The sequence below is a fragment of the Bradyrhizobium jicamae genome, assembly GCF_018130215.1.
Lineage (GTDB): Bacteria > Pseudomonadota > Alphaproteobacteria > Rhizobiales > Xanthobacteraceae > Bradyrhizobium > Bradyrhizobium jicamae_A.
Genome location: NZ_JAFCKQ010000011.1, coordinates 1 through 26213, shown reverse-complemented (window position 1 = coordinate 26213; position 26213 = coordinate 1). Strand labels below are relative to the sequence as shown.

Genomic DNA, 26213 nt, shown 5'->3' with positions numbered 1-26213 from the left:
TCCGGTTCAGCTGTAGTGCAGGCCAATGACTTCCGCGACGCAGGCAGGGCGGGTACCGCCCTCCATCTCGATCACGACGCGATAATGAACCCTCAGCCCATTCGGCGGCACGTCTTCGGCTTCCGCGATGCCGACGCGGCCGCGCAACTTTGATCCGGCAGGCACCGGCGTCAGATAACGAATCCGGTCCGCACCATAGTTGAGGGTATTCTTCAGACCCTTGAGGCCCATCACCGAGCGGATGAACATCGGCGTCAGGCTCAGTGACAAGAGGCCGTGGGCGATTGGCTTGCCTCCGGGCATCTCGGCCTTCGCGCGTTCCTGGTCGACGTGAATCCACTGCTCATCGCAGGTCGCGTCGGCGAACTTGTTGATGCGGTCCTGGGTGATCTCGATCCATTCGCTGATGCCGACTTCAGTGCCGACAGCAGACTTGAGCTCGTCGAACCCGTTGAAAATCCTCATGGTATCTGCTCGCTTTTGTCAGAGCGTCATTTCGGGGATCGCATCGGGAAGCGCGAGTTCGGCTTCCGTCACCGCCAGAACCTCCGCAACCGTCAGGCCCGGCGCCGTTTCCAGAAGCGTTGCCTTGCCATCCGGAAACGCGATGACCGCCATATCGGTCACCACGAGATCAACCGGCCGCGCCGATGTCAGCGGCAGGTTACATCTGGCCACGATCTTCGATTTACCTTTTGCCGCATGTTGCATGGCGACGATGACGCGCTTGGCACCGGTGACGAGATCCATGGCGCCGCCCATGCCGGGAACCATCTTTCCCGGGATCATCCAGTTGGCGAGATGACCGTCGACGTCGACCTGCAGGCCGCCGAGCACCGTGATGTCGACGTGGCCGCCACGGATCAAGCCGAACGAAATCGCACTGTCGAAGATGGCCGCACCCGGCAATGCGCTGATCGGCCTTCCGCCGGCATCGGTCAGCAGCGGATGGGCCATGCCCTGTTCGGGGATCGGGCCCGTGCCGATCAAGCCGTTTTCGGACTGGAAGAAAACCCTGAGCCCGGCAGGAACATAATTCGCAACCAGTGTTGGAATCCCGATGCCGAGATTGACGAGGTTACCCGGCCGGAGTTCCTTGGCTACACGCCGTGCGATGATGGTTTGTGGATCCATGGGTCACCCGTTCGCGACGAGATAGTCGACCAACGGTCCCGGCGTGACGACGTGATCGGGACCGATCACGCCGACCGGAACAATGTGCTCGGCGGTCACGATCACAGTGTCTGCCGCCATCGCCATGACCGGATTGAAATTCCGCGCGGTGAGGGCATAGGAGAGGTTGCCTGCGTAGTCGGCCAGGAAGGCGTGTACGAGCGCGAAATCAGCACGCAGTGCTGTCTCAAGCAGATACGGTTTGCCGTCGACCTCGATCTTCTGCTTGCCTTCCTCGACTAGGGTACCGACGCCGGTGGGCGTCAGAACCCCGCCAAGACCACAGCCGCCGGCGCGGATCCGCTCGACGAATGTGCCCTGTGGAATCAGGTCGACCGTGATCTTTTTGCCCAGCATCTGTTGCTGCGCTTTGGGATTCAGCCCGATATGAGTGCCGATCATGCTCGACACCTGGCCGCCGTCGAACAGCTTGCCGACGCCCTTGCCGGGTGTGGCCGCATCGTTGCTGATGAGCGACAGGCCGGATTTCTTCTGTCGAACCAGTTCGTCGAGCAGGCGCTCAGGCGTGCCCACGCCCATGAAGCCGCCAACCATGATGCGCGCGTTGTTCGGGATCATCCCAACGGCTTCTTCGGCGGACACGGCCTTCATGATTGGGCTCCGGCAATCGATCCGAGGCGGGTTGTCTCAGCGAACACTGTCGTTTGGCGTGGTGCTCACGTTGATCTGGGTCAAGGCCGGCGTCCTCTTCGTCTGCGCGGCGTCTCCGTTTGCACAGTGGTGGACAGGGCCCTAATGAGACTTCCAAGGCGATGCGCGAGCAGGTCTGTTCGACGAAACCTTACGCACTCGGGAACCGTGCCCCGAGAACGGCCCTGCGCCCGTTGCCAGTAACCCAGTGGAGTGCATCGGCGGGCGCTAGTCGCCACCACCCGTGGACATCAATTCACACACGGTTTCCGGCCGCCCTGGACGCTTGATTGTGGTGCGGCCCGACTTCGAGATCTTCAAAGTGACCCGATTGCCCGAATAGCGGGTACCGGAAAACGCAAGCCGCTTCCGCAGCGTTTCCGTCCCTCGTCCATCGCGGAAATGCACAAATGCGCGCGAGTCGTGGGGGTAGAATGCCACGGTGAATCGGGTGTCGTCGGCGCAATCGTAATTCTGGAACGTCGTTGCCCGCGCCGACGATGGCGGACCGCAGAAACAACATCCTGCAACGATCGTCACGACACCAATGAACCCGCCCCGGATCATCCTTGCCCCCTCGTGGGCTGCATAGAATTTGCGTGAAGAGTTTAGGGTAACGCTGAAATATAGCTACCAATCTTCGTCTTCACCGTAGATTTCCACCGCAGCTTTCCGGCCAATCGCTGTAGAATGTAACGAGCGGTGTGTGGAGGTCCGCTCACCGCTGTAAGCAGCGTTCACTGAAAAACCGAAGTCGCAGAGGACCATAAGCAGTTTAACGCGAGCCACAAAGACTTCGCCCGAGCGAACGAGCGACCGAAAAGGAAGCCCGGCGCCCGACGATGCAAAGCGCGGAAATGTACGGGCTTGCAGCGCTGCCGAACTCAGCCCTTCCGCTTGGCCACTTCCGCGCCATAACGCGCTCGGGCATCTTCGACGGCTTGCGCCTGCGCCGCCGCGAGGCTTTCGCGGACCTCCTTGGCGCGGCGCGCGGCATCAAGCGTCGCCTGCGCGTGGCCCTGGAACTGCGGCATGACCTCGCGTGCGATCAGTTCGTAGCTGCGCATTGTTGCTGAAGGATTGGCCCAGTTGTGCGCCAGCAGGAGATAGGCGCCAAAGCCGCCGTTAGATTGTTGCCACAACCGCTCGATCTGGGCGGCGCACGCGTCCGGCGTGCCGATTGCACCGAGGCCCGAGCCGTTGATGAACTCGATCATTTCGGCGACCGAGTTGCCGACCACCGCCATTTGGGGGAACGCGGCGACCTGCTGGAAGTAGCGGAACCAATGCTCGATGCCATATTCCACGTCGCGATACGCCTGTTCTTTGGTTTCCGCGATATGGCACAAGCCAACAAGTCGCCACTTGTTCCGGTCGGCGGTCTTGCCATGCGCCTTCGCCTCCGCAGTCAGCACATCCCAGTGCAGCGCCAGCGCATCAAAGCCGGCGGCGGTGGTTGCGCCCACCGACAGCATACCCAGGCCGTATCGGCCGGCGAGCTTGGCGCCGGTCGGCGACGCTACGGCAGCGACACCAACGTCGAAGAGTGGATTGGAGTAAGGCCGCAGGTGCAGCCGAGCCTCGCGCAGGTCCCAGCGATCGTTTTTGAACGTGACTGGTTCGTCGCTGGTCAAAAGCTTCGTGACGATGGCAACGCCATCTTCCAGCAGCCCGCGCGTCTGACTCTGCTGCAGTCCGATCATGGCGCCGTCGGTGGGTAGCGAGCCCGGGCCGAGCCCGAGCATCGCCCGCCCGCGGGTCAAATGGTCAAGGAGGACGATGCGCTCAGCGACCCAAAGAGGGTTGTGATACGAAACGCTGATCACCCCGGTGCCCAGTCTGATGTGCCGCGTGCGCTCGGCTGCCGTCGCTATCATGATTTCCGGAGAGGCGGAGAGTTCGGTGCCAGCGGAGTGATGCTCGCCGAGCCATGCCTCATCATAGCCGCAGCGATCCAGCCATTGGATGAGATCGAGATCGCTCTGCAATGCGAGCGTTGGGTTGATGCCGGGCTTATGAAAGGGCGCGAGAAAAATGCCGAAACGCAGGTGCTGGGTCATTGGCGAGGTTCCTCTGCATTTATGATGGGGCCTTCACTGGCCTCCAGATCCGGACCAAGCTGTCACTTCATTCGCGGTTCCCCGACAGGGGATTGGACCGACACGATAACCGCTCCCTGCACCGAACTGCAAGGCGCTGTTGATTGCCAGAATCGCGCGCGTCGGAAAGCGGCAGCTTCTTTCTCTCCGCCCTTCTCGGGCGTCTCATTCTGGACTGGCTGGAGTGCTCACGTTGATCTGGGTCAAGGCCCGCGTCATTCGTCGTCTGCGCGGTGCCAGGTCCCAAGGCCTGCCAGCACGTCCGCCCACAATTTGCGCACCTGTCGATGACGATCGCTCGCGGCATGTCTTCAAAATGCACCGGTCCGATAAACTTGCCGCCTAACGCTCGGACGGATGGAGGGAAAAGTGCTCGAGCATCATGCGTGGCAGGATCAACCCAAAGGTCATTGCTAATATGGTCAGAAACGCGGTGACACCGTCTGCCGCGATATTCGTTAGCAGATCTGCCGATGCACGGGGTCCCATAGAGACCAACTCGACGGTCGCACTCGCCGCACGAAAAAGGAAGAAGCCCGGAACCATCGAGACAGCGGCGGAAAAGCCGAGCGCCGCGAACGGCAGATGAAGTCGGTCGACGACCGGCGCAACGATGATACTTATCAAAATGCACGCGATGAACGCTCCGGTCGCGACGTTTGCCCCAACAAGCGAGATTAGGGCCCATCGAGCAGCATGCCCGAGCATGCCCGCTACGATGGGCAGCGGCAGCAGGCGCCAGGGCATCGAGAACAAGGTGCCGAAGGAGGCGACGGCGCATCCCGCTGCGACCACGTCCGCCAGGAACGGCACGGGCAGGGCCGGCCCAGCCGTAAGCTGGACTGCTCCGCCGGCATTGAAGCCCAGGAGCAAGCCGAAGCAGATCATCAGCACGGCGATGCCGGCGTAGGTCAGACGGGCGATGCCAAGTGCGATCCGTGTGCGTGCCAGATCGATTGCGCCGTTCAGAAGATGCGGACCAGGCATCAGCACCATGCAAGGGCAGAACGCGACGAGAGTGGTCGAGATAGGCTGACGCAAGCTGATAGCGGAGACGGCAGCCACGATGCCGGCGATGAAGGCGGCACAAAGCGGCTGGACGAAAGGATTCCTGCTGAAAGCCGAAAGCCCGCGGCGGACGATTGCGCCAAGAGCGGCACTCGCCGCAATAAGCATTAAACTCGTGAGATCGAGTGCACCGAAGATCACTCCAAGCGACGCCGCACCGATGGCTGCGAATGACGTGAAACGCAGCGTGGACACGGGTGGCAGGCTTCCTGCCGACAACAGAGACGGCCGTGCTTCCTCGGCGCGCAACGTACCGTCGCACAGCCGTTCTACAACGAGCGTGATAGCCAGCACCCTGTTCATGTCCATGCCGAGCGGCTTCGTGGGAACGATCCGGGACACGGATGAGTCCTCGATCTCGACCGTAAGCTTGTCCCAGTCCGGCAGCACCTTCACCGGTGCGCCCAGAGTGCGCCCGAGGCGTTCGGCCGTGACTACCGTGCGTTCCGTGGTCTGCCCGTGAGCGAACAGCAGCTTTGCTGCCAATACGGTAGCATCCAGTGCCGCTTCGCGCGTCGGACGCCCGGAGCCAGGCCTGAATGGTCGAAATGCGACCGTCATTGCAATTGGACCTCGAAGTTCCGGTGGCGTTCGGCCCGCGCCGCCGATATGGGCGGTGCGACGTCCCCTCAATGTCCGGCGCTTTGTCCGCCGTCGACGTGCAGGATCTCGCCGGTGGTGAAGGCGGCACCTTCAAGGTACAGCACTGCATCGACAACATCTTGGACCTCTCCCATCCGTCCGACCGGATGCAGCTTGGCCAGGAAGTCGTACATTTCAGGTGCATGCATCGGCGTCTTGACCGCGCCGGGCGCCACGGCGTTGACACGGATTCCCTTGCTCGCATATTCGATCGCGAGCGACTTCGTCGCGGCGTTCAAGCCACCCTTGGTGAGGGCGGCCAGTGCCGACGGTACGCTGCTGACCGCATGTTCATCGAGGCTGCTCGTGATCTGCACGATATGCCCGGACCGCCGCTTCAGCATCGCCTTGGCTGCGCGCCGAGTGACCTGGAAAAAGCCATCGAGATTGATCCCCAGCATGTTGGCATAATCCTCGTCCGTATACTCGGTGAATGGCTTGGCGACGAAGATGCCGGCATTGTTGACGAGGGTATCCACGCGGCCGAAGCACTCGAGCGCCTGCGACACGATGCGTTCCGCGGTGGCTGAATCGGTGACGTCCCCGGCCACCGCCAGGATATCCGGATCAGACGACGGCCTGATCGAGCGGGAATTGGCGACAACGCGATAATTGCGATCGCGATATGCCCTGACCAAGGCCTCGCCGATACCCTGCGAAGCGCCGGTGATGATGACAACTTTCTGCTCTGCACCCATGATGGGACTCCATGTTCTCCTGAAACGGCGGGCAGCGCCCGCCGTGCTTGGCTTCGTTACTGTGCGGTCCAGCCGCCATCGACCGAGATCGCCGTGCCCGTGATCTGGTCGGCCGCAGCCGAACAGAGGAAGGCGACGGTTCCGCCGAGCTGCGCGGGCGACACAAACTCCTGAGACGGCTGCTTCTCCGCCAGGATCTCTGCGGCCGCTTCCTTCTGGCTCTTGTGCTTTTGCGCAGCGATGTCGCTGATCTGCTTTTCGACCAGAGGCGTTCGCACCCAGCCCGGACAGACCGCATTGCATGTGACACCGCTGCCAGCCGTCTCCAGGCCGACCACCTTGGTGAGGCCAACCAGCCCGTGCTTGGCAGCAACGTAGGCGGCCTTGTGCGTTGATGCGACGAGGCCGTGCGTGGAGGCAATGTTGACGATCCGTCCCCAACGCTGCTTTTTCATCTGGGGCAGGGCCGCGGCGACTGCGTGGAATGCCGCTGACAGATTGATGTCGAGAATCGCGTTCCACTTGGCCGGAGGAAACTCCTCCACCGGTGCGGTGAACTGGATGCCCGCATTGTTCACCAGGATATCGAGGCGTCCGAATGTCTCGATCGTCGCCGCGACCAATCCGCGCACGGATTGTCCTTTCGACATATCGGCGCCGTCGTAGACAACACGCACGCCGCGCTCGCTTTCGATGTCGCTGCGGATGGTTTCGATCTCGCCGGCATCGCCGAAGCCGTTCAGTACCAGGTCGGCGCCGAGCCTGCCTAATTCCTTCGCGATGCCCAGACCGATACCGCTTGTCGATCCCGTGACTATCGCTACCTTGCCCTTCAACATGGGAAGTCCTTTCGATGTCTGTGAATTGAATGTCATGCTGGATCAGGCGGCCGACGCCGGCCTGGCTTTGCTCGGCGGCATGGCGCGGAACGAGATTGCGAGCCGGTTCCATGCGTTGATGGTTCCGATCAGGATCGTGAGGTTCACGGCTTCGGCGTCGGAGAAGTGCTTGCGGAGCTCTTCATAGACGTCATCGGGCGCACGCGTTTCGACGATCCGCGTCACCGCCTCGGTCCAGGCAAGCGCGGCACGTTCGCGATCGGTGTAGACAAGCGACTCGCGCCAGGCGTTCAGTAGATAGAGCCGCTGCTCGGTCTCGCCACGCTTGCGCGCATCCAGCGTGTGCATATTGATGCAGAAAGCACAGCCGTTGATCTGCGAGGCACGGGTCCTGACGAGTTCGATCAGCGACTGTTCGAGACCTGACGACTGGATCTGGGTCTCCACCGCCGTCAGCGCCTTGATGGTCTCGGGCGCGGCCTGGTAGAAGTTCATGCGGGGTTTCATGGTCGTTCTCCTCTGGTGTTGAAGACGGTCAGTGGGCGCCGCCGCCGTCGAGACGGTCTGGCCTGGCGAGCATGAGGGCTGCCGCAAGAGCAACGATCTGCGAGACGCCGAGCAGATAGAAGGTGTCGCTGAAGCCAAGGATGAAGGCCTGCTTCTGGATGATCTTGCCGATCGCGACGTAGGCGTGGTGGACGGCATCGACGCGATCGATCACGCCGTGGCTCATGAAGTACTGCGTCAGCTGGTCGAGCCGCGTGCGGGTCGCCTGCTCGAACATCGTGACCTGCTGCGAAAGCACGTTCGAGTGGTATTGCTCGCGCTTGGTGAGCAGGGTCTGCAGCGCGGCGATGCCGATCGCGCCTCCGAGGTTGCGCATCATGTTGAACAGGGCGGATGCGGATCCGGCATTCTCGGTCTCGACTCCGGCGGTGGCGACCGCCGAGAGCGGCGCGAAGACGAGGGCCTGACCAAACGCGCGAATGACGTTCGGCCAGAACAGCTGATCGGCCGCGTAGTCGTTGGTCATGTGGATATTCAAGAAGTTGGAACCGCCGAACAGCACAAAGCCGATGCCGATCACGAGGCGCGGATCGAGCCGCTGCATCAACCGCGGCACCAGCGGGATCAGCACGAGTTGGGGCAGGCCGGTCCATGCCAGCACCATGCCGATCTGCTCGGAATTGTAGCCCTGGATGCGGGAGAGGTAGACCGGGAGAATGTAGACGGAGCCGTATAGCGACACGCCGAGCAAAAAGTTCGCGAGCACGCCGAAGCCGAAATTGCGACGAAACAGAATTCGCAAGTTGAGCAGCGGCTTCGTCGCGGCTAGCTCGATTGCGAGGAACAGCGTCAACGCAACAGCAGCGATCACGGCCAGCCGAACGATGAAGGGCGAGCCGAACCAGTCATCCTTGTTGCCTTCTTCCAGCACGGTCTGCAGCGCGGCGAGCCCAATCGCCATGGTGATGATGCCGGCCCAGTCGCCGTCGCGCAGCAGCGGCAGATTCATGGGTGTCGCTTCCAGCGAGAAGAACAGCATGGCGATCATGACCGCGCCTGGCACGATGTTGACGTAGAAGACATATTCCCAGCCGAAGTTCTCGGTGAGATAGCCGCCGATGGTCGGACCGATCGCCGGTGCGAATGTCGCCGAAATCGCAAACATTGCGAGCCCGATCGGCTGTTTCGCTTTCGGCAACAGCGTGATGATCAGCGTGAATGCCATCGGAATCAGCACGCCGCCGGTAAACCCCTGTACGGCGCGCAGCGCGATCATCTGCGGCAGATCCTGCGCCAACGCACAGGCCGCCGAGAACACCAGGAACAGGAGCGCATTGGTGAGGAGATAGATGCGCACCGAGAACACCTGGGCGAGCCAGCCGCTGAGCGGAATCACCACGATCTCGGCGATCAGATAGGAAGTCGAGATCCAGCCGCCGTCGTCGATGCCCGCGCCGATCCCGCCCTGGATGTCGGCAAGCGAAGCATTGACGATCTGGATGTTGAGCACCGCCATGAAGGCGCCGAGGGTGGCCCCGACCACCGCGAGCCAGGTCTTGCCGGAGACCGCGGGAGCGACCGGAGCTGCCGCGGGCGGCAGAGAGTCGCCCGCGAGGATGGTGTTGGTGGCGCTTTGCAGTGTGGTCATGGTTGTCTCCTCGCAGGCGAGGGGGGAACGTGCTTGCGACGACTACCCGCGGGGTTGTGAGCGGCGCGATGCGAGGTGTTTTTCGGCCTCGCGTTCGGCAACGACTTCCGACCTGGTATTGACCGTCGGCACGGCCGACATGCCCGGGCGCAGGAGGCCCCTCAGGTTCTGGTCGTCAAGCACGATCTTCACCGGTACGCGCTGCACGATCTTGGTGAAGTTGCCGGTGGCGTTGTCGGGCGGCAGCAGCGCAAATTCGAGGCCACTCGCCGGCGACAGGCTGTCGACATGGCCCTTCAGCCTGGTCGAATGGAAGCTGTCGATCCGAAGCTCGACCGGCTGTCCATTCCGCACATGGGTGAGTTGGGTTTCCTTGAAATTCGCGACCACGTAGACCGCATCCAGCGGCACCACCGCCATGAGCTGCGTGCCGGCCTGGACATATTGTCCGACCCGCAGCGTTCGCGCACCGACCGTGCCGTCGACAGGCGCGGTGATCTGCGTATAGGACAGGTTGAGCGCTGCCTGCTGCTCGAGCGCGCGGGCATGATCGAGCTGGGCAAGCGCCTGCGCGCGTTGGCTCAGGAGCACCTCGACCTTCCTGTTCGCGGCCATCAATCCCGCTTTTCCTTGCTGCATCTGCGCAGTCTGCGAGCGCAGCGCCGCGTCGGTCTGCTGGGCGCGTTGAACCGTACCTGCACCCGACTTCATGAGCTCGTCGTAGCGAGCGCGCTCTTGCTGGGCGAACTTCAGATTGGCTTCGGTCGCGTCGACCTCGGCCGCCTGCTGCCGGATCACCGGCTCCTGCAATGCGATCTGTGCGTCGAGATTGCTGACCGCAGCCTCGGACGCAGCAACATCCGCCTGAGCCTGCGTCAGCGCGGTCATGAAGTCGCGGTCGTCGATCCGGGCCAGGAGCTGACCGGCCTTCACCGCTTCGTTGTCGGCCACCAGCACTTCCGCGATGTAGCCCGAAATCCTTGGCGCGATGATCGTGGAATCCGCTTTGACATAGGCGTCGTCCGTCGTTTCCAGGTAGCGACCCGTGGTGAGATAATAGTGGCCGAAGGCGGCAGTCCCGGCGACACCCAACGCTGCGGCGAACGCAAGGGCTGCGCGCCGGATCGCCTGACGCGAGGGCGAAAGATGGAGCTTGGCCTTCTGTTCGGAGGCATAGGAAAGGGTCGACATGGTATTCTCCTAAAGCTGCGGGAGCGTTAGAGCTCAATCGGGGCGATGGACGTCATGAGTGACGATACCGAGCTCGGGAGGCGGCACGTCGAGGCGGCGCGGGTCGGCCAGCGTGCGGCGGATGTCCTCCAGCCCGCTTTGCCAATGGGCGCGCATCGCGCTCAGCCCGAACTCGTAATCCTTTGACTGCCCCTCGTAGATCTTGGACTGGTAGATCAGGTGGATGATGTTGTGGGAGCAGTGGCGGGCCATGTCCGCGATGGTGCGGAGTTCCGTGTCCTGCTTTGCACTCTCCGGCAACCTTGCGAGCGTCCGGTGCAACGCCTGGCGCATCTTCTGCATCCGCAGCGCCTGATCCGTAATGGCGCGCGTCCGGCTCGAATATTGAATGTCCTTCTGCCGGCTCGACACCTCCATCATGTCGTGGGGGACACGGCCTCTGGCTGACCAGAGATCAACCTGAAATGTCAGTGTGTCACACGGCTCGGCAGACAGCACGCGGGACAGGGGCGTGTTCCAGGCCACACCACCGTCCCAATAGTGCTCGCCTTCGATCTCGACAGCCGGAAACGCCGGCGGCAACGCGCCGGAAGCCATGAAATGCTTGGCGTCCAGCTTGCGCTCGGCGGTATCGAAATAGATGAGATTGCCGGTGCGGACGTTGACGGCGCCGACGCTGACGCGCACCTCGCCCGAGTTCAGCCGGTCGAAGTCGACGAGCCGCTCCAACGTCTTGCCCAGCGGTGACGTATCGTAGAAGCTCGTTGCCGCATCACCCGAGAATGGTGACCAGAACGGGAATGGAAAGCGCGGCTTGAAGAAGCCGGGCTGCCCTTGGAACAAGGCCCTCGTCGCCGCGACCGCGTTGTTCGCTGAACGGAGATCGAAGGCGAAGGGCAGGGCGTCGGCGAGCCCTTCGCCCGTGGGCCATCCCACCGGGCAGGCACAGATGCTTTCCCAGAACTCGCGGAGCCGTTCGACCCGTTCGCCTTCAGGTGAGCCGGCGATGATGGCGGCGTTCAGCGCACCGATCGAAATGCCGGCCAGCCAGTTCGGCCGGATCCCGGCCTCGTGGAGGCCCTGGTAGACTCCGGCCTGGTAGGCGCCGAGAGCACCGCCGCCTTGCAACACCAGCGCGACGACGTCATACGGCATCGTCCTGGTTTCCCGCTGCGTGGGATTTGCCTGCTCGCGCATGACGTTCAACATTGCCAAAACTCCTCGCATTGCCGCTGTTCCGATCAACTCGCATTGGCCTCGATCAAGACTCCGGATCCGGGCTCGCGTCGTCGTGCCGTCGCCGGGGACAGATAGTCGTGCACGACGGTGCCCAGCCCGAGCGTCAGGTCGGCGACGAGGTGCTTGGCTGACAGCACTTGAAGAACCGGCAGCTCGGCGACCGGGGCCAGCGCGTGCGAATACAGGTCGAGCGCAGCCGGTCCCGTCCATGCGCCCTTCACGGTGATGTCTTCGAGGTGGAAGCGCACGAGCTCGCAGACGCGCGTCGTGCCGTCGACGTGTGGGATGATCTTGAGCAGAAAATTCGGAGCCGCGAGCTTCCTTGCTTCGACTGATGTGTCGAGAGCGCGGTGCTTGTAGCCCATGGTGCCGGTCGCGATGCGGACCGAGCCGTAATTCAGGGTGCCGACCAGCGTATCGATCTCGGCGGCGAGCTTCGGCTGCGCCAGCTTCTTGGGAAAGCCCCATAATTCGCGGCCACCCGCAATGGGCGGATGGTCATTGAGGAACATCTGATGGGTGAAACCGCCGGCCTGGCCTTGATAGGACACCGGGATCACCTGGCCGCTTTCGGTGTAGTCGCCGAAGCCGGTTGAATCCGGCATGCGGATGAACTCGTAGTTCACCACCGGCTCGGTCAGCTCGAGCGGCTCCGGTACGACCCGACGCAGCGCTTCGGGGTCCGTCCGGTACTGGATGATGAAGTATTCGCGGTTGACGAAGCGGTAGGGGCCGGGCGGGAATGCCGGGTTCGTGAGCGGCATCGCGAACGCCGCTGTTCGCACGGTGTCGTGTCTCATCGTCGTGAACTCCAGATTGATTGACTTGTTTTGGGGACCGCGCGCTCTTTGCGAACGCGTGGCCCGGTCGCGTGAGGCGCTTACACCTCGGTGACATGCTCCGGATCGGCCGAGGCGAGCGCGGCGGCGCGTTCGGGCCGCGGCGGATAGATCCAGACGGTGTTGATCTCGTGCTTGGTCTGCTTGGCCTTGTCGCCGACGATCTCCACCTTGCGCTCCCAACCGCGCGTGAACAGCGCACCGGCCTCTCCGAGATCGAGGCAGGTGACATAGCCCTTCTGGTGATACGGCTTGGTCGGCACGCCCAGGAGCTCGGCTGCGGCATTGTTGCCGGCAAAGGCGCCCATCCGCGTGGCATGCTGGCACGACATCAGCGCGTAGTTGCCGGCATCGTCGCACGCGGCGCGAGCGGCATCGCCGGTCGCAAACACGCCGGCCGCCTCCGGCACGCGCAAGTCGCGGTCGACAAGCAGCCGGCCGGATTTGTCGCGTTCGCCGGGAATCTGCGCGGTCAACGGGGCGGCGCGAATGCCCGCCGCCCAGATCACCGTTTCGGTCTCAATGCGTTCGCCATCGGAAAGCGTTACGCTGGATTCATCCATGGATGCGACGCCTGCACCGACCCTCGCCTCGATACCGAGCTGCTTCAGCGCGTCCTCGATGACGGGGCGGGAATCTGAGCCCATGTCAGGAGCGATCGCGGGATTTCTTTCGACGATGATGACGCGCAGCCTGGTCCCCTTGCCGAGGATCTTGCGCAACCGCGCAGGAATCTCGGTGGCCGCCTCGATGCCAGTGAAGCCGCCGCCGGCGACAACCACGGTGTCGCGTCCGTTCTTTGCGGGCCGGTCTGCCAGGCCGTGCAGATGCTTGTCGAGGGCAATCGCATCGTCGAGCTGGTCGACACTGAAGCCGTGTTCGGCAAGGCCGGGAATATTCGGGCGGAACAGCCGGCTGCCTGTGGCCACGACGAGGCGATCGTAGGAGAGCGCCTTCGTGCCGGTGGTGGTCGCGACCTTCACTGTACGGGACGCCGTGTCGACCGCCTCCGCGCTGCCCTGCACGTAGGCGACATCGACGGCGTTCAGGACGTCCAACAGCGGCGCCGTCAGGGTTTCGGGTTTCGCTTCATAGAGGCGCGGGCGGATCACGAGCGTGGGCTCGGGTGCGACCAGCACGATCTCGAGCTCGTCGGGCGATGCGCCATGGATGTCGCGCAGGCGGGCAGCGGAAAGGGCGGCATACATACCGGCGAAGCCGGCGCCGATGATGATGAGTCGCATGTCAGTTTCTCCTCTGGTTTGACTTCTCGGACGCACGCGCGTCACCGTCGCTGCCCACCGCGCGCGGGGAGCTTGTTGCGATCGCTAACGACGCGAAGATGTGAAGCGAAGTCGTCTGCGCTTTAGAAAGCGCCGCAGGTGGGCGCCAATGCCGTGGACTCGGGACGCTCACACGTAGCGTGGCAACGCCGGCCAACCAACGGCCAGCTGAGCCGAAGAGCGATCGGTTCGGTCGGTATCAGCGGCCAGGCAGCGTGGGACGTCTGAGTTTCGTCCCTTGCCATGATGGAGCCCGTCGCCAGGGAAGAAACCTCCACCTGCTCGCCGGTGGCGGACGTGAAGCGGACACTCAGTGAAAGTCCGTATACGAGCGCGCTCACGATGACCCTCCGTCGCGGCACGATCTTGAGGAGGGGGATATGGTTCATCCAGGTCATCGATCGTCTCCGTGCATTCTCGCCTTGGGTGACATATGATCTACCGGAGTGACCTCGCGGCTGCGCCAGAGCGATTGACGTCCTTGCAGAGAGATTGCGGCTAGCGCGTGCGTCGTCGCCAATCGCTCGGCGTTTCTCCGGTCAGCTTCCTGAACGCGGCGGTGAAGGCCGTTTGAGAGGCGTAACCAAGCTGTGTGGCCACCGTCGCGATCGGCGCGTCGGTATCGCGCAGCATGTTCATGGCCTTCTCGAGCCGCTGCTGGCGCAGCCAGGCATGAGGCGAAAGCCCGGTGCTTTCCTTGAACGCGCGGCAGAAGTGGAAGCGAGACAGACCAGCGTCCGAAGCGAGAGCCGCAAGAGAGACGTCAGCATCACTGTCCGAACGCAGGCGTTCGATCGCGCGGCGCAAAGCGTGGGGAGACAGTCCGCCCGTGATCGGCTCGAACGTGGTTGGCACGCCGGTATGCTCAGCCAGAATGCGCGTGGCCAGGAGATCCGTCAGTTGCTGTCTGAATAGGGCATCCAGGGGCGTATTGCCCTCCAATGCATCCGCCGCAGTCATCAGCAATGCGGATATGACGGGGTCGGGATGTCCCGTCCGCTCCAGAAGGTCGGTGGGAACGGGCGCGTCGGCTTCGCGAGCAATGCGTTCGAGCGTTGCATGCGGAAGATAGAGCTGGATGACATCGACTAGGCCCGGGATATCCCATCGAGCGGTTGAACCAACCGGAATGATCGTCACAACACCGGAACGCGCCGTTCCAATCGCGACCGATCTCCCGGTGCGTCGCTCCAGGCGCTGAACGCCCGTGGGATAGGTCATGATGACGTGGTCGGTCATGGGCTCGACCACGTCGTGCAGCGCCCCATGCTTCCAGTGTGCGATGCTGCCGTTGGAAGGGTCCGAAGCCATCTGGATCGGGGCGGTCTTAAGGATGCGCGCCATCTCCACATCGGCCGGGCGCCGCTCGGCGATTGGCGAGTCGCTGTCGCTCGTGCTGGGGGCAACAAGCAGAGCCTTCAATGGGTCTTGCGGGATCGTCTTGCTCATGGAGCTGTCCTCGCTTCGGAAGACACTTCGTTACCGGCGGAGCGATCGCGTCTAACGCACGTGCCGCCGCCAATCGCTCGGCGTGTCGCCGGTCAACCGTCTGAACGCCGCGGCGAAGGCCGTTTGTGAGGCATAGCCAAGCTCCGCTGCCACCATGGCGATCGATGTGTCGGTATCGCGGAGCAAGTTCATCGCCTGCTCGATCCGGTGCTGTCGCAGCCAGGCGTGAGGTGAAAGCCCGGTGCTTTCCTTGAAGGCGCGGCAGAAATGGAAGCGCGACAGGCCGGCATCGGATGCAAGGGCATCGAGGGAGACGTCCGCATCGCTGTCCGAGCGCAAGCGTTCGATGGCGCGGCCCAGGACTTTCGGTGAGAGTCCACCCATGGCCGGCTGGAACGTGTTTCTCGAGCCGGTGTGCGCAGCCAGGAGGCGCATGCCCAGGAGGTCGATCAGCTGATGCCTGAACAGCGTGTCCAGGGCCCCGTGACCCTCCAGTGCACTGGCCGCGCTCAGGAGTAGTCGGGACGTAATAGGATCCGGATGCGCCGTTCGCTCCAATAGATCGGTCGGCGTGCCGATCACGGCTTCGTCGGCAACACGCTTGAGTGCTGCCTGAGGGAGATAGAGCTGAACGACATCAACGGGTTTCGGAATGTCCCATCGGGAGCTTGACCCTTCCGGAATGATGATCACGACCCCGCGACGAAACGTTCCCGTCGCAATCGACCTTCCTGAGCGCCGCTCCATGTGCTGCGTCGAGCCGTTGTAAGCCATGATGACGTGGTGGCTCATCGGCTCAACGACGTCGTGCAACGGATCGTGTTTCCAGTGCGCGATCCCGGCGCCGGAGGAGTCCAAAGCCATGCGAAATGGTGTGGTGTGGAGCACACGCGCCATCTCCGCGTCGGCGGCGCGCCGGTGGGAGGCCGGCGATTGGTCCGGGCTCGCGTGGGATGCAGCCGAAGAATTATCATGCGCAGAATCGTGCGAGATCGTTTCACTCATTGGAGGTGCTCGCTTCAGGAGGCCTTGCACTCGCGTCGCCGGGCGTGACTTGGGACCGGCGTGAAGCCATTGCTTCTTTTCTGCCCGTATCGATGCCGCTGGGCGCCGCGAGCTCTCGGCGCGTTCTAGTTCCGTACGACTACGGGGTCTTTCCCAAAGCCACGGTGCTTTGCCTGATTCTGCTCAAAGCGCTCCGGCGCGATGTTTTGTGATCAGGTTCCCCGAATCTCCGCTCATGAGCAACGAAGGGATTAAACGTGTAACAAGCCGCGTTTGGTGTTGAAATTACTTTCGAAAATGACTTCGTCACAAATTGATGCTGCCGCGCGTCATATGGGTACCCGGTCCGCCGCAAATCTGGACCGCTGTACATAGATACCGGATAATGGTGACGACTTCGCGGGCGACCGTGAGGTGAGCCGCCCGGTCGAACAACACGGACAGGCCAATCGAAATGGTACTTGCAAGCACCTTCGGACAGAGGGTCAGGCGGCAACTGCATTTGAGGGATGCGCCGCCCTCGCTGATGACCCGTTCACTGCGCGGCATCGACCTCGCGGTCACCGAAACCCAGGACGATAACCCCGTGCCAGGCCGTTCGGGCTCGGTTGCCGATGAGGCTTATTTCGTCAGTCTGAAGCTTCACAATTACCCGGACTGTGAGCTCTGGGACAACGGCAAGTGCGTCACGAAGGTAGATGTCAAAGCCGGTACAACATGGCTCTACGACCTCAGGAGCGATCCGGGCTTCATCATCGACAAGCCGTTCCACTCGCTCCATTTCTACCTTCCGCGATCGGCTCTGGATGAAATCGCCAGGGAGTCTCGCGGACCCCGAATCGGTGACCTCGCTTGCCGGTTCGGCTTCGGCCATGAGGATGAGATGATGCGTCATATCGGCGGCACGCTGCTGGAAGGGCTACGCCGGCCGACTGAGGTCAATCAGCTCTTCGTCGATCACATGATGCTTGCGTTCGCGGCGCACATCGCCCAGGCCTATGGCGGATGGCAGCCAATCGCTGAATCGGCTCGCGGCGGCCTTGCGCCATGGCAGGTGAAGCGAGCCTGCGAAAAGCTCGACTCCGATCTCGGCGGGACGCTTTCGCTGCAGAAGATCGCGGCCGAGTTTGGTCTCTCGGTCAGCCATTTCTCGCGAGCATTTCGCATTTCGACCGGGTTGCCGCCGCACCAGTGGCTGCTTCGCCAGCGCGTGAAGGCGGCGAAGCAGCTGATGACCGTGCGCGACCTGCCGTTGTCCGAGATTGCGATATCGGCCGGGTTCGCCAATCAAAGCCACTTGACCAAGGTGTTCTCGGCGCAGGTCGGCCTCAGCCCGGCGACCTGGCGCCGCGAAGCACTTGGCGCCGGGGATGGCGAGGCGTGATCGTCTGATCAGCGGCGCTGCGCCAGCGACATGGCGTAGGCGGCCCGGCGCGCCGCAAAGATCTCGTCCGGCGGATAACCGATGCCCTCGGCGAGATTCGCCGGATCGAAGACCGATGCCTCGCACATCTCGTTCGTCTCAATTGCGGTGATCACGATCGTTCCGAGCCGCACCGCCTCGCGGCTGTCCTCATCCGGCCACCGGATCGTGGCATCCAGAACAGGGTCATCGGGGCGACCCAGCAGAGCCATCAGGCTGAAGCGGATATCACCCGCGGCGATCCGGCTTTCCAGATCGTCATGCAGGACGTCGGCGGATCTTGCCCTGGCTTGGCCCTTGGCCGGAGCATCGTTGCTTGCGACCGGGGCGACCTTGAATTTGATGAACTGCGTCTCGCTGCTCGCATTGGTCGCGGGAAAAGCGTGGACGGCCCAGTAGCTCGTGCCGGCAAAGCTCGGCGGCTGTGGATGCGCGGCGACATAGCGTGCCTGGTGCAGCGTTTCAGGATTGGCTTCGGAGAAGGCCTTGATTTTCAGCGGGTCCGGCGTTCCGTCCGGCCTGGGCAAACGCGCCTTGAGGAACGCCAGCATCTGGCTGAGCGTTTTCGCAAAGTGAACGGGAGCGCTCTGCGTGAGAATGTCCGAGCTATGCTGAGCGTCGCCGAGCCTGAAGCTGAAGCCACGCAGCGCGGGACTGCCGGCGTCCGACCTGCGCTGATTGCCACCATCCACCGAGAAGCGCGCCAGCACGCGCGACGGCCTCGTGAAGCTCCGGGACTTTGTAATCTCCTCGGCCCGATCCGATGGGATATACGTGCCCCGGACGCATCGGCCCCTGGCGAAGCTCGGGCGAGCTCTTGGTGAATGACTGGCTATCGCCTTCAGCGCGTCAACAATCGAGGCGGACGTGGCAGGGCCTCGCGGGAACTCGGACATGGCGATCTTGGCTCGAAAGTCGGTGTTCGTGATCTTCTACCGCTCCGACCCTGCCGGTACCCCAGAGCAATTGATCTGATTGCAGAGCGATTGCGGTCAATACATGCACCGTCGCCGGTGAGTTGGCGCCCCAAGGGAAGTGGGCGCATAGCAAGCGCCGGTCGGCGCCCCCGACACTGGCGCGCCGCCCCGCGCGGGACTCGATCACCTTCCGGGGCAAAGCCGGGTGGCCATAAGCCTGAGGGTTAAGCGCCAGGGCGTCGTACAAGCCTACGGCTGATTTCCCTTCCGCGCATGTACACGCTCCATCTTGCTGCTGAGGCGTCGTCTTCGCCCCCGCACGATGTCGAACGGACTGGTCTTGTGGCGCCCGCAGCCCAACCGCAGATGCCAACCGCAGCTTTGCCGGCAAGCTCACCAAATCATAACAAAATCAACAACATGCAGAGGAGGGGAACGACGGCGAATTAGGAAACCCAGTCGACCGACAAAGGGCGCTGAGTTTGATGGGAGTTCGTACGGTGGAGAACAACGGGTTCGAACCGGGCCGGCGCCGTTCTTCTCTCCGCGATCGCGAAACGGCGAGGGCGGTGTCTCCGGTACCTTCCGGGGCTAGCAGCCTGCAGCGCCAGAGCCGTCCCCATGCTCCATCCATCCCATCCCAGAGCGCAATTCACAGTACCGTCGACATGGCTGCAGGGGAGATGGCCCTCCTAGGGTTACCTCTCCCGAAGCAATATTCCCAAAGAATTGGGGCGATTAGGATACTAAGTGCCAAGGAGGAAGGGCGATGTTGCGGAAGCTGATGGAGGGTGTCGTCGAATTCCGGGAGCAAATGCTTCCCCACTACACCGAACGATTTCGACAGCTCGCGACTGGGCAATCACCCGACGCCTTCTTCATCACGTGCGCCGATAGCCGCGTCGTACCCGATCTGTTGGCGTCCGCGCTTCCGGGCTCGCTTTTCACCATGAGGAATATCGGAAACCTCGTACCGCCTGCTACGGTAGATGGCGTCTCCATAGGCGACCTCTCCGAGGCAAGCGGCATCGAGTACGCAATACTGGTTCTTAAAGTCTCCGATATTGTCGTATGCGGCCATTCCGAATGTGGAGCGATGAAAGCCGCACTCCGAAAGGAGCGCCCAAGCGATGTGCCCAATCTGAACAGATGGTTGTGCCACGCACAGACGGCGGCATTTCGTCTTGAGCATGAGGGAGCGCTCGACAAGAGCTTGTGCGTGCATGACCAGCTCTCACAGATCAACGTGCTGGTCCAACTTGAACACCTCGCGTCGTATCCAATCGTGCGCGAGAGCGTTTCTGCCGGCACGCTTCGCCTTAACGGGTGGTGGTTTGATGTTGCCTCCGGTCAGATGTATGCATACGACCGCACAAAGCGATCATTCGAGTTGATCGATCGTGACTTGATTGATCGCCTCGTCATGAGTTGATGGAGGACGGCACAGGGCGTGGCATGGGTCTGCTATGGGACAAGACTATTCAATCCGTCCGTCCCTGTTACGTCGTTGAAACCTCTAAGCGCCGTCTAATCAGAAAACGCAGCCATGCTTGAAATGACATCAAACATCGGCTGCTGGCTAACGGTGATGAAGCCAGCATTCGGACGATCAAGGTCCAAAACCACGTAGATGACTCCACAAAGCATCAAACCGGTCAGATAAATCGGGGCGCGCGTTCGTTGCAGGTCAAGTCCGCCCGCGTAACCTGCGATGCCGATGCTAATGACAGTCATCACCACCAGCATAACAAACACAACATTTGGGATTCGGTTGCGCAGGTGCGCCAGACGCTTGCCTTGGCTGTCGATCATTTCGTTAAGCGACTGTATGAATAAGCCGGCCGGTATCAAGGCGGCGTCGCTTGCCGCTGACGCTTTCGCACGCAGCCAAAGCGCCTCCTGAATTTCGTTCGAACGCGCAATGACGTCCGGAAGGTCGGCCAATGACACGCCCCTCCGAACATTCTCCACACGGATGTGCGCGTATTCCTGTAGCAATTTCAGGCTTTCCGTTCGATGAGGCTCGGCGAGAAGACGAGCGCGGAGCGCGGTCGTCCCAATCGCGTTCGCTTCATTGACAACGGCTTCACGTCTGGCTTCAAACCGCGTTAACGCCATCAGGAAGGAGAAACCGATTATCAGCGCCAGCAGCCCGAGCAAGGCTTGCTCCAATGCAAAAACATTGGACCCGCCACTACTTTTGGCGCGTGTCCCTAACTGCCAACCGATTTCGATAGGCGCGAGGACGAGAGCCAGGCAGCCCAGGCCCAATGAAAGTAGGGGATATTGATAGAGATCCAGCATCTAGATGCTCGAAGAACGCGGACGCAAAATCGATTCGAAAAAGGGTTGATCAAATGGCAACGCCTCTGCTCTCCGGCCAAGCTCAGGCCGGACCAGCATGGCCGCTGTGATTCTTGAAGGTGCTTCGTACCGCATATTGGTCTCAACTGAAGTCGGTTTGGAGGTCATGACCGTCGCCTTGACTGTCTGCCGAACCCCTTCCGCTTTCAGCCTGGAAGCCAAGGTTTGTCAGGGATGGTCGCGAGGTCTCGGTCGGGCCATCAACGGACATGGCCGCCTCAGTCGCTAAGATCCCTCCGCACTCGGATCGAGCAGGCTCCCAAGCCAGATTGGCATGGCGCTCGATGGAATAATTTGCTTGGGCACGTGTGGATTGAGGGTGCCGGCTGTCACGTCCAGTCCCTGATCGAGCCTCTCTTTCGCAAATTGCTTGGCGTCGATCTCCGTCGCAAATGTCTTGGTCAACCGAGAATGTCTCGGTTTCGGCAACATCCCACGACGCTGTCGCACCTCGAAAGTCACGTACCAGGTGTGCCTCATCGATTGATCGGAACTCGCCGGGTCACAAAGTTGCCTTGCCGGGAATTGCTCCGGCCGCGATCCGCAAGACGGCATCACCGCCGCACCCCGACGCGATTGACGCCGCCATTCATATTGCCGCCGGCGTTATGGCGGACCGCAGCGCGCGCCACCGGCCGAGGCCTGAGCACGACGCCGGCCCGCGCGACACAGCCTGCCGGATAGCCAACATACGTGCAGTAAATTACGGCCTGGGCCGGTGCCGGACTGAGAGTCGCACCTGCAAGCCCAAGCAGGACGCTGGCTGCAATCCCCGCAACTGTCACTGAGCTGATCGAGAGACCCTTCATCGGATGCATGGTGATCCTCCTGTTCGTGCGCGAACCGGCCCCCATCGTGAGTGGCGAAGAATACGTGATGTTGACGTAGATCAACGCCGGGCGCGATGTCGGGCTACATCTCCTGGCAACAGTGCGGTCCTGCAACCTTGCTTTTTCCTTGCGGTGCAGGAGCCGGCGCTGCGACCACCGGCTCCAGTTAGTTGCAATCGTGGGGCCACGGCAGCCGAGCGACCCGCGGCTAAGAGGCAGCGCTAGGATGGCTTGCCGCCTGCTAGCAGCGGCTGTCGACAACGACCGGAGGCAACCATGCTCGAGTCCGATGCCAATGGGATTTCCTCGCGGTTGTGGAGGCTTCCTGCACAGTTGCTGCTGGCACTGATCAATGGGACGGCAATCCTCGTGATTGTCGCCGCGATTGTTGCGCTAGTCGCGATTGCGCGCATCAACCATTTTGCCGAGAACGTCGCCGCAACGATGACCGAAGCGGTACTGTCGAAGGTCGACCTGCCAGCGAAAGACGTGCTGGCGAATCTGCAAAACCTGACGACGGAAGTCCGCACGCTTGGCAATACCCTTCGGGAGATCAAGGCGGGAGAACGTCCGGCGCTTCAACACGAGATGGTGCAACTGAGGGACGCGTTGACCGACTTGAATGTCAGCGTCGATCGGCTTGGAAACGCGAAATCGATCCTCACCGACCAAGCGATTGGACAATTGGGCCAGACGTTATCCGGCGCGCTAGTGAAGCTGAGGGATTGCTCTTCGAGCGCCGGCCAGGAGGCGCCCGACCGACTCATCAGAAAGGAGACGGCTGCTCTCGGCAAGCCGTAAGCGGGATTGATTTGCCACCAGCCCGACCCAGGGTGCGTCGATCTAGTCGCAGTTGGTAACGCGCTTCACGGCCTTCATGTACTTCGAATGAAGTGAACTATCGCTTCCATTGGAAGCGGCGTTGGGACTCGTAATACGATCCGAGTTCAGGCAAGTCTCAAGGTCAAATCTGATACGTGAACACCATCCCAAGGCGTTCTTCTCGGCCTCTTCTTTCGACAGTCCGAACCCGACGTAGGTCTGCACATGTCCGGCCTCGGTGTCGGCCGTCGATACAAGGTTGATTTCCGAGATATAGTACAAAGAGCATTGGGCGGCCCAGACCTCGGCGCATGCTGCGAATAGGCCCAATATGGAAATGATCGTCGTCAGCACAGCACGCTTCATCGTCTTCTCCAAGAATTGGGACATCCAGCCGAGGACGAGTATCGAGTGTGGCCGCACCGGGCCAATAGCCCGAGTAAGCCGAGAAGATCGTTACCATGCAGCCGCGGAGGATTGTCGTCTGCATTGATGCAAATCAAGGTTTGATCGTCTCACGAGACCGCTCCTTCGAGGCCGCTTAGGCCTCGCCATGGGACTGACTAGGTAGTCTCGCTTCGCCGTCGGGAGACTCCGATGACTGCAAGAGGATTTCGCGATCGAAAGCTCAGCGATTGACTACTAACGGCTCAGACACTCTCAGTTGGAATATCTGCTGGGTTCATCGCGGTGCAGACGTCTGCAGCGTTCGCGTATGAGACGTTAGCCGACGTCCGTCCGCTGAGTCTTAGTCAAGAAGCCCAAACTCCGTGCGCCACGCAGGCGGCTTATATCCGGCGTTCAGGGCGTCACCTAGGGCAGGGGATGGCTGGGCGGGTCCCTCGAAGGCCAGCATGCGGGCGTTCCATGTCTGGCAGGCTATGCACCGGCTCCCTTGCGGGCCTCCCCGGCCTGTTCGGCGAGGTGCCGGACGATGGCGCCGAATAGGTGCTCGCGCGATTTTGTGCCCATGCGGGGATGAACGCGCGGAGTCAGCGCGGGTGGCAGAACACAAATCGGAATACGGCAAACGAAACGATTGCTCGAGAGTGGAATCGATCAGCCGCCGACCGCTCAGCGGCTGGGAACTATGATATTGTCGGCCTGCTTTGGGCAAACGCAAGGAGCTCAAGTGAAACAAGCGTCTCTGATTGCGGTGACATGCTGTATCGTGCTTGCGCCGGCGCGTGCCGCTGAAGGTATCGTCACTTATAAATCGCTGGCTCCCGATGTCGCTTTCGATCTAGCGCAGTCTGCCCTGCAGCAATGTCGAAAGGACGGCTATCAAATTGCGGTTGTGGTGAGCGACCGGTTCGGAGCCCCTCTAGTCGAACTGCGTGACCGTTACACCCCAGTGGGCGCGCTGGACATAGCGAAAGGCAAAGCCTGGACCAGTATAACTTTCACGCGCAATACCAGCGACTTCGCCAAGGCAATTAAGGACGGCAGGATCGGCGCAGGCTTAGTGGGCTTGCCAGGTGTGACGCCGCTTGCTGGGGGGGTCGTGATCGAAGCGGGAGGCTCGCTCCTTGGCGCTGTTGGCGTCGCGGGCGCGCCGGGCGGCGATAAAGACGAGGCATGCGCCAAGGCTGGAGTCGACGCGGTTCAGGACAAGCTCGATTTTTAGGATCCTCACGACGCCAACTGGCGTTTGGTCGACAGCTCAGCCTATCACCTGTAGTAGCGATAGGGCGGTTCGAAAACGTATGTCGAGCCGTAACGGTACGGCAGCGCATCATAGCCGATCAAATATACTGCTCTTAGTCGGGAATGCCTATATCGGGCGATACGGACTGGCCCGTGCCATGATGTGCTGCACACGCAGCGCTGACGAGAGCTGAAATCGGACGCCAGACTATGCTGTGGCTTCGGCTGATACGCGGATGCTACGTCTGGAAGCGTGCAGAAAGCCCAAAAAGCGAAAACCGCCAGCAGCCGAGCCATTTGATTGATCCCAGAAGAGTACGAATTCCAAGCCGGACCTATAACCCAGGTTGACCTGACTTGTTCCTCCAATCAGGCGACCGCGGACCCAAACGCTCGCGTCAGTGGGATCAGCAACGGGCCCGGCGAGCGAGGTCATGAGCCGCTTTAAACCTGGCCGAGCAGTTCACTGATTGCTCCACACACTCTTGGGTGGTTGATAGCCATTTTTATTCCACCAGCTCGTCGGTGGCGCGCGCCGTGCGGCATCGTTGCTCCACCAACTGTTTGGCACCCGACTTGGGCCGCTTTGCTGGACGGACAGCCTTTGTTGAGCGGCCGTCTCCTCACTGCGTGTCTGGCGTTTTGCGCGCTGGTTCTTCGCAATGAGCTCCGGACTGTCGAGGATTTCCCCCTTCGGTCCGTAGACGTGTTCGATGTCGCCAGTGATGACCTTCACCTGGGCAAGGGAAGGTGCAGAAAAGCCAATGGCAGCGACAATCAGCAATGCGAGCTTCTTCGTCATGAGCCGGGCTTCCGTCAGGGCGGGGGTAAGTCCAAGCGCAATATAGTTGGCGGACTGGCAACTGTCCCGCTAGTCCCAAAAAGCTTCGCCGCCGGGCTCGAAATGTGCTGTCCGGCGGCGCCCTGTCTCGGGCTGGGCTGCCAAATCCCCGCCAGGAAACACAAGCGCAGCGGCCGTGCCAGCCGAAGGGCTGTAAGGTTGGCGTCAGTCGGGCGATCTATGTTCCTCCATATGAATCGCGATCAGATTGTTTTCCGTCTTTCTCTGGCCTGGGTGGTAATCGTCGTCGCCTTTGCGGTCTACGTCATGGCCATGTGAGGCGAGAGGGTAAACGCCAGGAACGGTGGGTAGGCACATTTGCTGAGTAACGACACTTTGGCCAAGCTGGTCGTCACGGCGTTGGTGCTCGCTGCCTTTCTGGTTTGGAGGGTGCAGCAGAAATCTGACTTATCTTGCCCAAATTGCCCAACGGAGTTTTCATCCAGCAGACGATGAGCGGCGCCGGCGGATTGCCACAGACTCATCGATACCCCATGCCGCCGACCGGCCCCTTTACATGCCAGTTAAAGTTCGGGCGGACGTCGGCGCCGCGCTTGCCGCAGGCAGTGCAAACCAGGCGCGGCTCGATGTCTGAAGGCCGCAGATCATCGCCCCAGCGGTCAGCCATGAGCTCGATCGAGTGGCTGCGTTGGTAGTCTGAACAGTAGATCAGCACGCCGCGGACGCCCAGCGCATGTCGCCGAAGGTGGTCTTAAGGGCCTGGCATACCCTGATGATCGCGCCGATGGCGCGGGACGGAGAGCCGCCAGCAATTGCGGCCTCCGACGCTTCGATAATCAAGAGATACGTCAAGGCTGCTGCACGGTCGTGACCTTAAGGCCGCCAACTGAGGCGGCCTTAACCCCACGTGACATTCGAATAGCTGGCCGGATTGCTTTGCTGCGGAGCAGCAACTGCGTCAGACTTATGCTCGAATTAAGTGTCGATGGATCGGTTCGACGTACGCCTCCGACGAGGGCCGTCTTGCGTGACGGGTGGTAATTCGCGAAGCGTGTGACCTTTAGTCTAGCTTTAAGG

General features: G+C 61.6%; 27 protein-coding genes. 4 read left to right on the top strand and 23 right to left on the bottom strand.

Features of this window, described 5'->3' with window-relative positions; translation table 11 throughout:
- Positions 1 to 6: 6 nt before the first annotated feature.
- The 16 genes from JQ586_RS15005 to JQ586_RS14930 form a co-directional block, all read right to left on the bottom strand.
- Positions 7 to 465, bottom strand: a complete 459-nt coding sequence (locus JQ586_RS15005) for a MaoC family dehydratase (protein ID WP_212395360.1) — start codon at positions 463 to 465, stop codon at positions 7 to 9.
- 18 nt (positions 466 to 483) lie between these two features.
- Positions 484 to 1134, bottom strand: coding sequence for a 3-oxoacid CoA-transferase subunit B (locus tag JQ586_RS15000; RefSeq protein ID WP_212395359.1), 651 nt, complete (start codon positions 1132 to 1134; stop codon positions 484 to 486).
- Positions 1135 to 1137: 3 nt separating this feature from the next.
- A complete protein-coding gene (locus tag JQ586_RS14995; RefSeq protein ID WP_212395358.1) occupies positions 1138 to 1785 on the bottom strand; it encodes a CoA transferase subunit A in 648 nt (215 codons plus the stop codon).
- A 267-nt stretch (positions 1786 to 2052) separates the two neighbouring features.
- On the bottom strand, positions 2053 to 2391 hold the full coding sequence (locus JQ586_RS41535; RefSeq protein WP_212395357.1) for an MliC family protein: 339 nt from the start codon (positions 2389 to 2391) through the stop codon (positions 2053 to 2055).
- Positions 2392 to 2708: 317 nt separating this feature from the next.
- Entirely contained in the window at positions 2709 to 3884 is a 1176-nt protein-coding gene (locus JQ586_RS14985) for an LLM class flavin-dependent oxidoreductase (protein ID WP_212395356.1), read from the bottom strand.
- Between the two features lie 381 nt (positions 3885 to 4265).
- The gene (locus tag JQ586_RS14980) at positions 4266 to 5477 is read right to left on the bottom strand and encodes a threonine/serine exporter ThrE family protein (RefSeq protein WP_212395355.1); all 1212 of its coding nucleotides are present in this window, start codon (positions 5475 to 5477) and stop codon (positions 4266 to 4268) included.
- A 143-nt stretch (positions 5478 to 5620) separates the two neighbouring features.
- A complete protein-coding gene (locus JQ586_RS14975) occupies positions 5621 to 6331 on the bottom strand; it encodes an SDR family NAD(P)-dependent oxidoreductase (RefSeq protein WP_212395354.1) in 711 nt (236 codons plus the stop codon).
- 56 nt (positions 6332 to 6387) lie between these two features.
- Positions 6388 to 7170 (bottom strand): 3-hydroxybutyrate dehydrogenase, encoded by a 783-nt coding sequence (locus tag JQ586_RS14970; protein ID WP_212395353.1) that lies wholly within the window; start codon positions 7168 to 7170, stop codon positions 6388 to 6390.
- Between the two features lie 42 nt (positions 7171 to 7212).
- Positions 7213 to 7677, bottom strand: a complete 465-nt coding sequence (locus tag JQ586_RS14965; protein ID WP_212395352.1) for a carboxymuconolactone decarboxylase family protein — start codon at positions 7675 to 7677, stop codon at positions 7213 to 7215.
- A gap of 28 nt (positions 7678 to 7705) precedes the next feature.
- A complete protein-coding gene (locus JQ586_RS14960; protein WP_212395351.1) occupies positions 7706 to 9325 on the bottom strand; it encodes an MDR family MFS transporter in 1620 nt (539 codons plus the stop codon).
- A gap of 42 nt (positions 9326 to 9367) precedes the next feature.
- Positions 9368 to 10516, bottom strand: coding sequence for an HlyD family secretion protein (locus JQ586_RS14955; RefSeq protein WP_212395350.1), 1149 nt, complete (start codon positions 10514 to 10516; stop codon positions 9368 to 9370).
- A 33-nt stretch (positions 10517 to 10549) separates the two neighbouring features.
- Positions 10550 to 11725, bottom strand: a complete 1176-nt coding sequence (locus JQ586_RS14950) for a patatin-like phospholipase family protein (protein WP_212395349.1) — start codon at positions 11723 to 11725, stop codon at positions 10550 to 10552.
- Positions 11726 to 11757: 32 nt separating this feature from the next.
- Complete coding sequence (locus JQ586_RS14945; RefSeq protein ID WP_212395348.1) at positions 11758 to 12555, bottom strand: acetoacetate decarboxylase; 798 nt, start codon at positions 12553 to 12555, stop codon at positions 11758 to 11760.
- An 80-nt stretch (positions 12556 to 12635) separates the two neighbouring features.
- Positions 12636 to 13838, bottom strand: coding sequence for an NAD(P)/FAD-dependent oxidoreductase (locus JQ586_RS14940; protein ID WP_212395347.1), 1203 nt, complete (start codon positions 13836 to 13838; stop codon positions 12636 to 12638).
- A 537-nt stretch (positions 13839 to 14375) separates the two neighbouring features.
- Positions 14376 to 15326 carry an AraC family transcriptional regulator gene (locus tag JQ586_RS14935; protein ID WP_212395346.1) on the bottom strand — a complete coding sequence of 317 codons (951 nt, stop codon included), beginning with the start codon at positions 15324 to 15326 and terminating at the stop codon, positions 14376 to 14378.
- A gap of 51 nt (positions 15327 to 15377) precedes the next feature.
- Entirely contained in the window at positions 15378 to 16331 is a 954-nt protein-coding gene (locus JQ586_RS14930; RefSeq protein WP_212395345.1) for an AraC family transcriptional regulator, read from the bottom strand.
- A 454-nt stretch (positions 16332 to 16785) separates the two neighbouring features.
- Here JQ586_RS14930 and JQ586_RS14925 point away from each other — a divergent pair, with 454 nt between their 5' ends.
- On the top strand, positions 16786 to 17715 hold the full coding sequence (locus tag JQ586_RS14925; RefSeq protein WP_212395344.1) for an AraC family transcriptional regulator: 930 nt from the start codon (positions 16786 to 16788) through the stop codon (positions 17713 to 17715).
- 8 nt (positions 17716 to 17723) lie between these two features.
- Here JQ586_RS14925 and JQ586_RS14920 read toward each other — a convergent pair whose 3' ends face one another.
- A complete protein-coding gene (locus JQ586_RS14920; protein WP_212395343.1) occupies positions 17724 to 18650 on the bottom strand; it encodes a catalase in 927 nt (308 codons plus the stop codon).
- 790 nt (positions 18651 to 19440) lie between these two features.
- On the opposite strand from JQ586_RS14920, the gene JQ586_RS14915 reads away from it, so the two are divergent.
- Positions 19441 to 20103 carry a carbonic anhydrase gene (locus tag JQ586_RS14915; RefSeq protein ID WP_212395342.1) on the top strand — a complete coding sequence of 221 codons (663 nt, stop codon included), beginning with the start codon at positions 19441 to 19443 and terminating at the stop codon, positions 20101 to 20103.
- 95 nt (positions 20104 to 20198) lie between these two features.
- On the opposite strand, the gene JQ586_RS14910 is transcribed toward JQ586_RS14915, so the two are convergent.
- The 3 genes from JQ586_RS14910 to JQ586_RS14900 all read right to left on the bottom strand — a co-directional run bounded on the left by JQ586_RS14910 (position 20199) and on the right by JQ586_RS14900 (position 21853).
- Complete coding sequence (locus JQ586_RS14910) at positions 20199 to 20975, bottom strand: hypothetical protein (RefSeq protein ID WP_212395341.1); 777 nt, start codon at positions 20973 to 20975, stop codon at positions 20199 to 20201.
- A 285-nt stretch (positions 20976 to 21260) separates the two neighbouring features.
- Positions 21261 to 21440, bottom strand: coding sequence for a hypothetical protein (locus JQ586_RS14905; RefSeq protein ID WP_312016968.1), 180 nt, complete (start codon positions 21438 to 21440; stop codon positions 21261 to 21263).
- 149 nt (positions 21441 to 21589) lie between these two features.
- Positions 21590 to 21853: a hypothetical protein gene (locus JQ586_RS14900; RefSeq protein WP_212395339.1), complete on the bottom strand. Its 264-nt coding sequence runs from the start codon at positions 21851 to 21853 to the stop codon at positions 21590 to 21592.
- 288 nt (positions 21854 to 22141) lie between these two features.
- Here JQ586_RS14900 and JQ586_RS14895 point away from each other — a divergent pair, with 288 nt between their 5' ends.
- Complete coding sequence (locus tag JQ586_RS14895; protein WP_212395338.1) at positions 22142 to 22666, top strand: hypothetical protein; 525 nt, start codon at positions 22142 to 22144, stop codon at positions 22664 to 22666.
- 42 nt (positions 22667 to 22708) lie between these two features.
- Here JQ586_RS14895 and JQ586_RS14890 read toward each other — a convergent pair whose 3' ends face one another.
- A complete protein-coding gene (locus JQ586_RS14890) occupies positions 22709 to 23053 on the bottom strand; it encodes a hypothetical protein (protein ID WP_212395337.1) in 345 nt (114 codons plus the stop codon).
- 766 nt (positions 23054 to 23819) lie between these two features.
- Here JQ586_RS14890 and JQ586_RS14885 point away from each other — a divergent pair.
- Positions 23820 to 24314 (top strand): heme-binding protein, encoded by a 495-nt coding sequence (locus JQ586_RS14885; RefSeq protein ID WP_312016967.1) that lies wholly within the window; start codon positions 23820 to 23822, stop codon positions 24312 to 24314.
- Between the two features lie 483 nt (positions 24315 to 24797).
- Here JQ586_RS14885 and JQ586_RS14880 read toward each other — a convergent pair whose 3' ends face one another.
- The gene (locus JQ586_RS14880; protein WP_212395335.1) at positions 24798 to 25136 is read right to left on the bottom strand and encodes a hypothetical protein; all 339 of its coding nucleotides are present in this window, start codon (positions 25134 to 25136) and stop codon (positions 24798 to 24800) included.
- A 520-nt stretch (positions 25137 to 25656) separates the two neighbouring features.
- A complete protein-coding gene (locus JQ586_RS14875) occupies positions 25657 to 25803 on the bottom strand; it encodes a hypothetical protein (RefSeq protein WP_212395334.1) in 147 nt (48 codons plus the stop codon).
- Between the last annotated feature and the right edge of the window lie 410 nt (positions 25804 to 26213).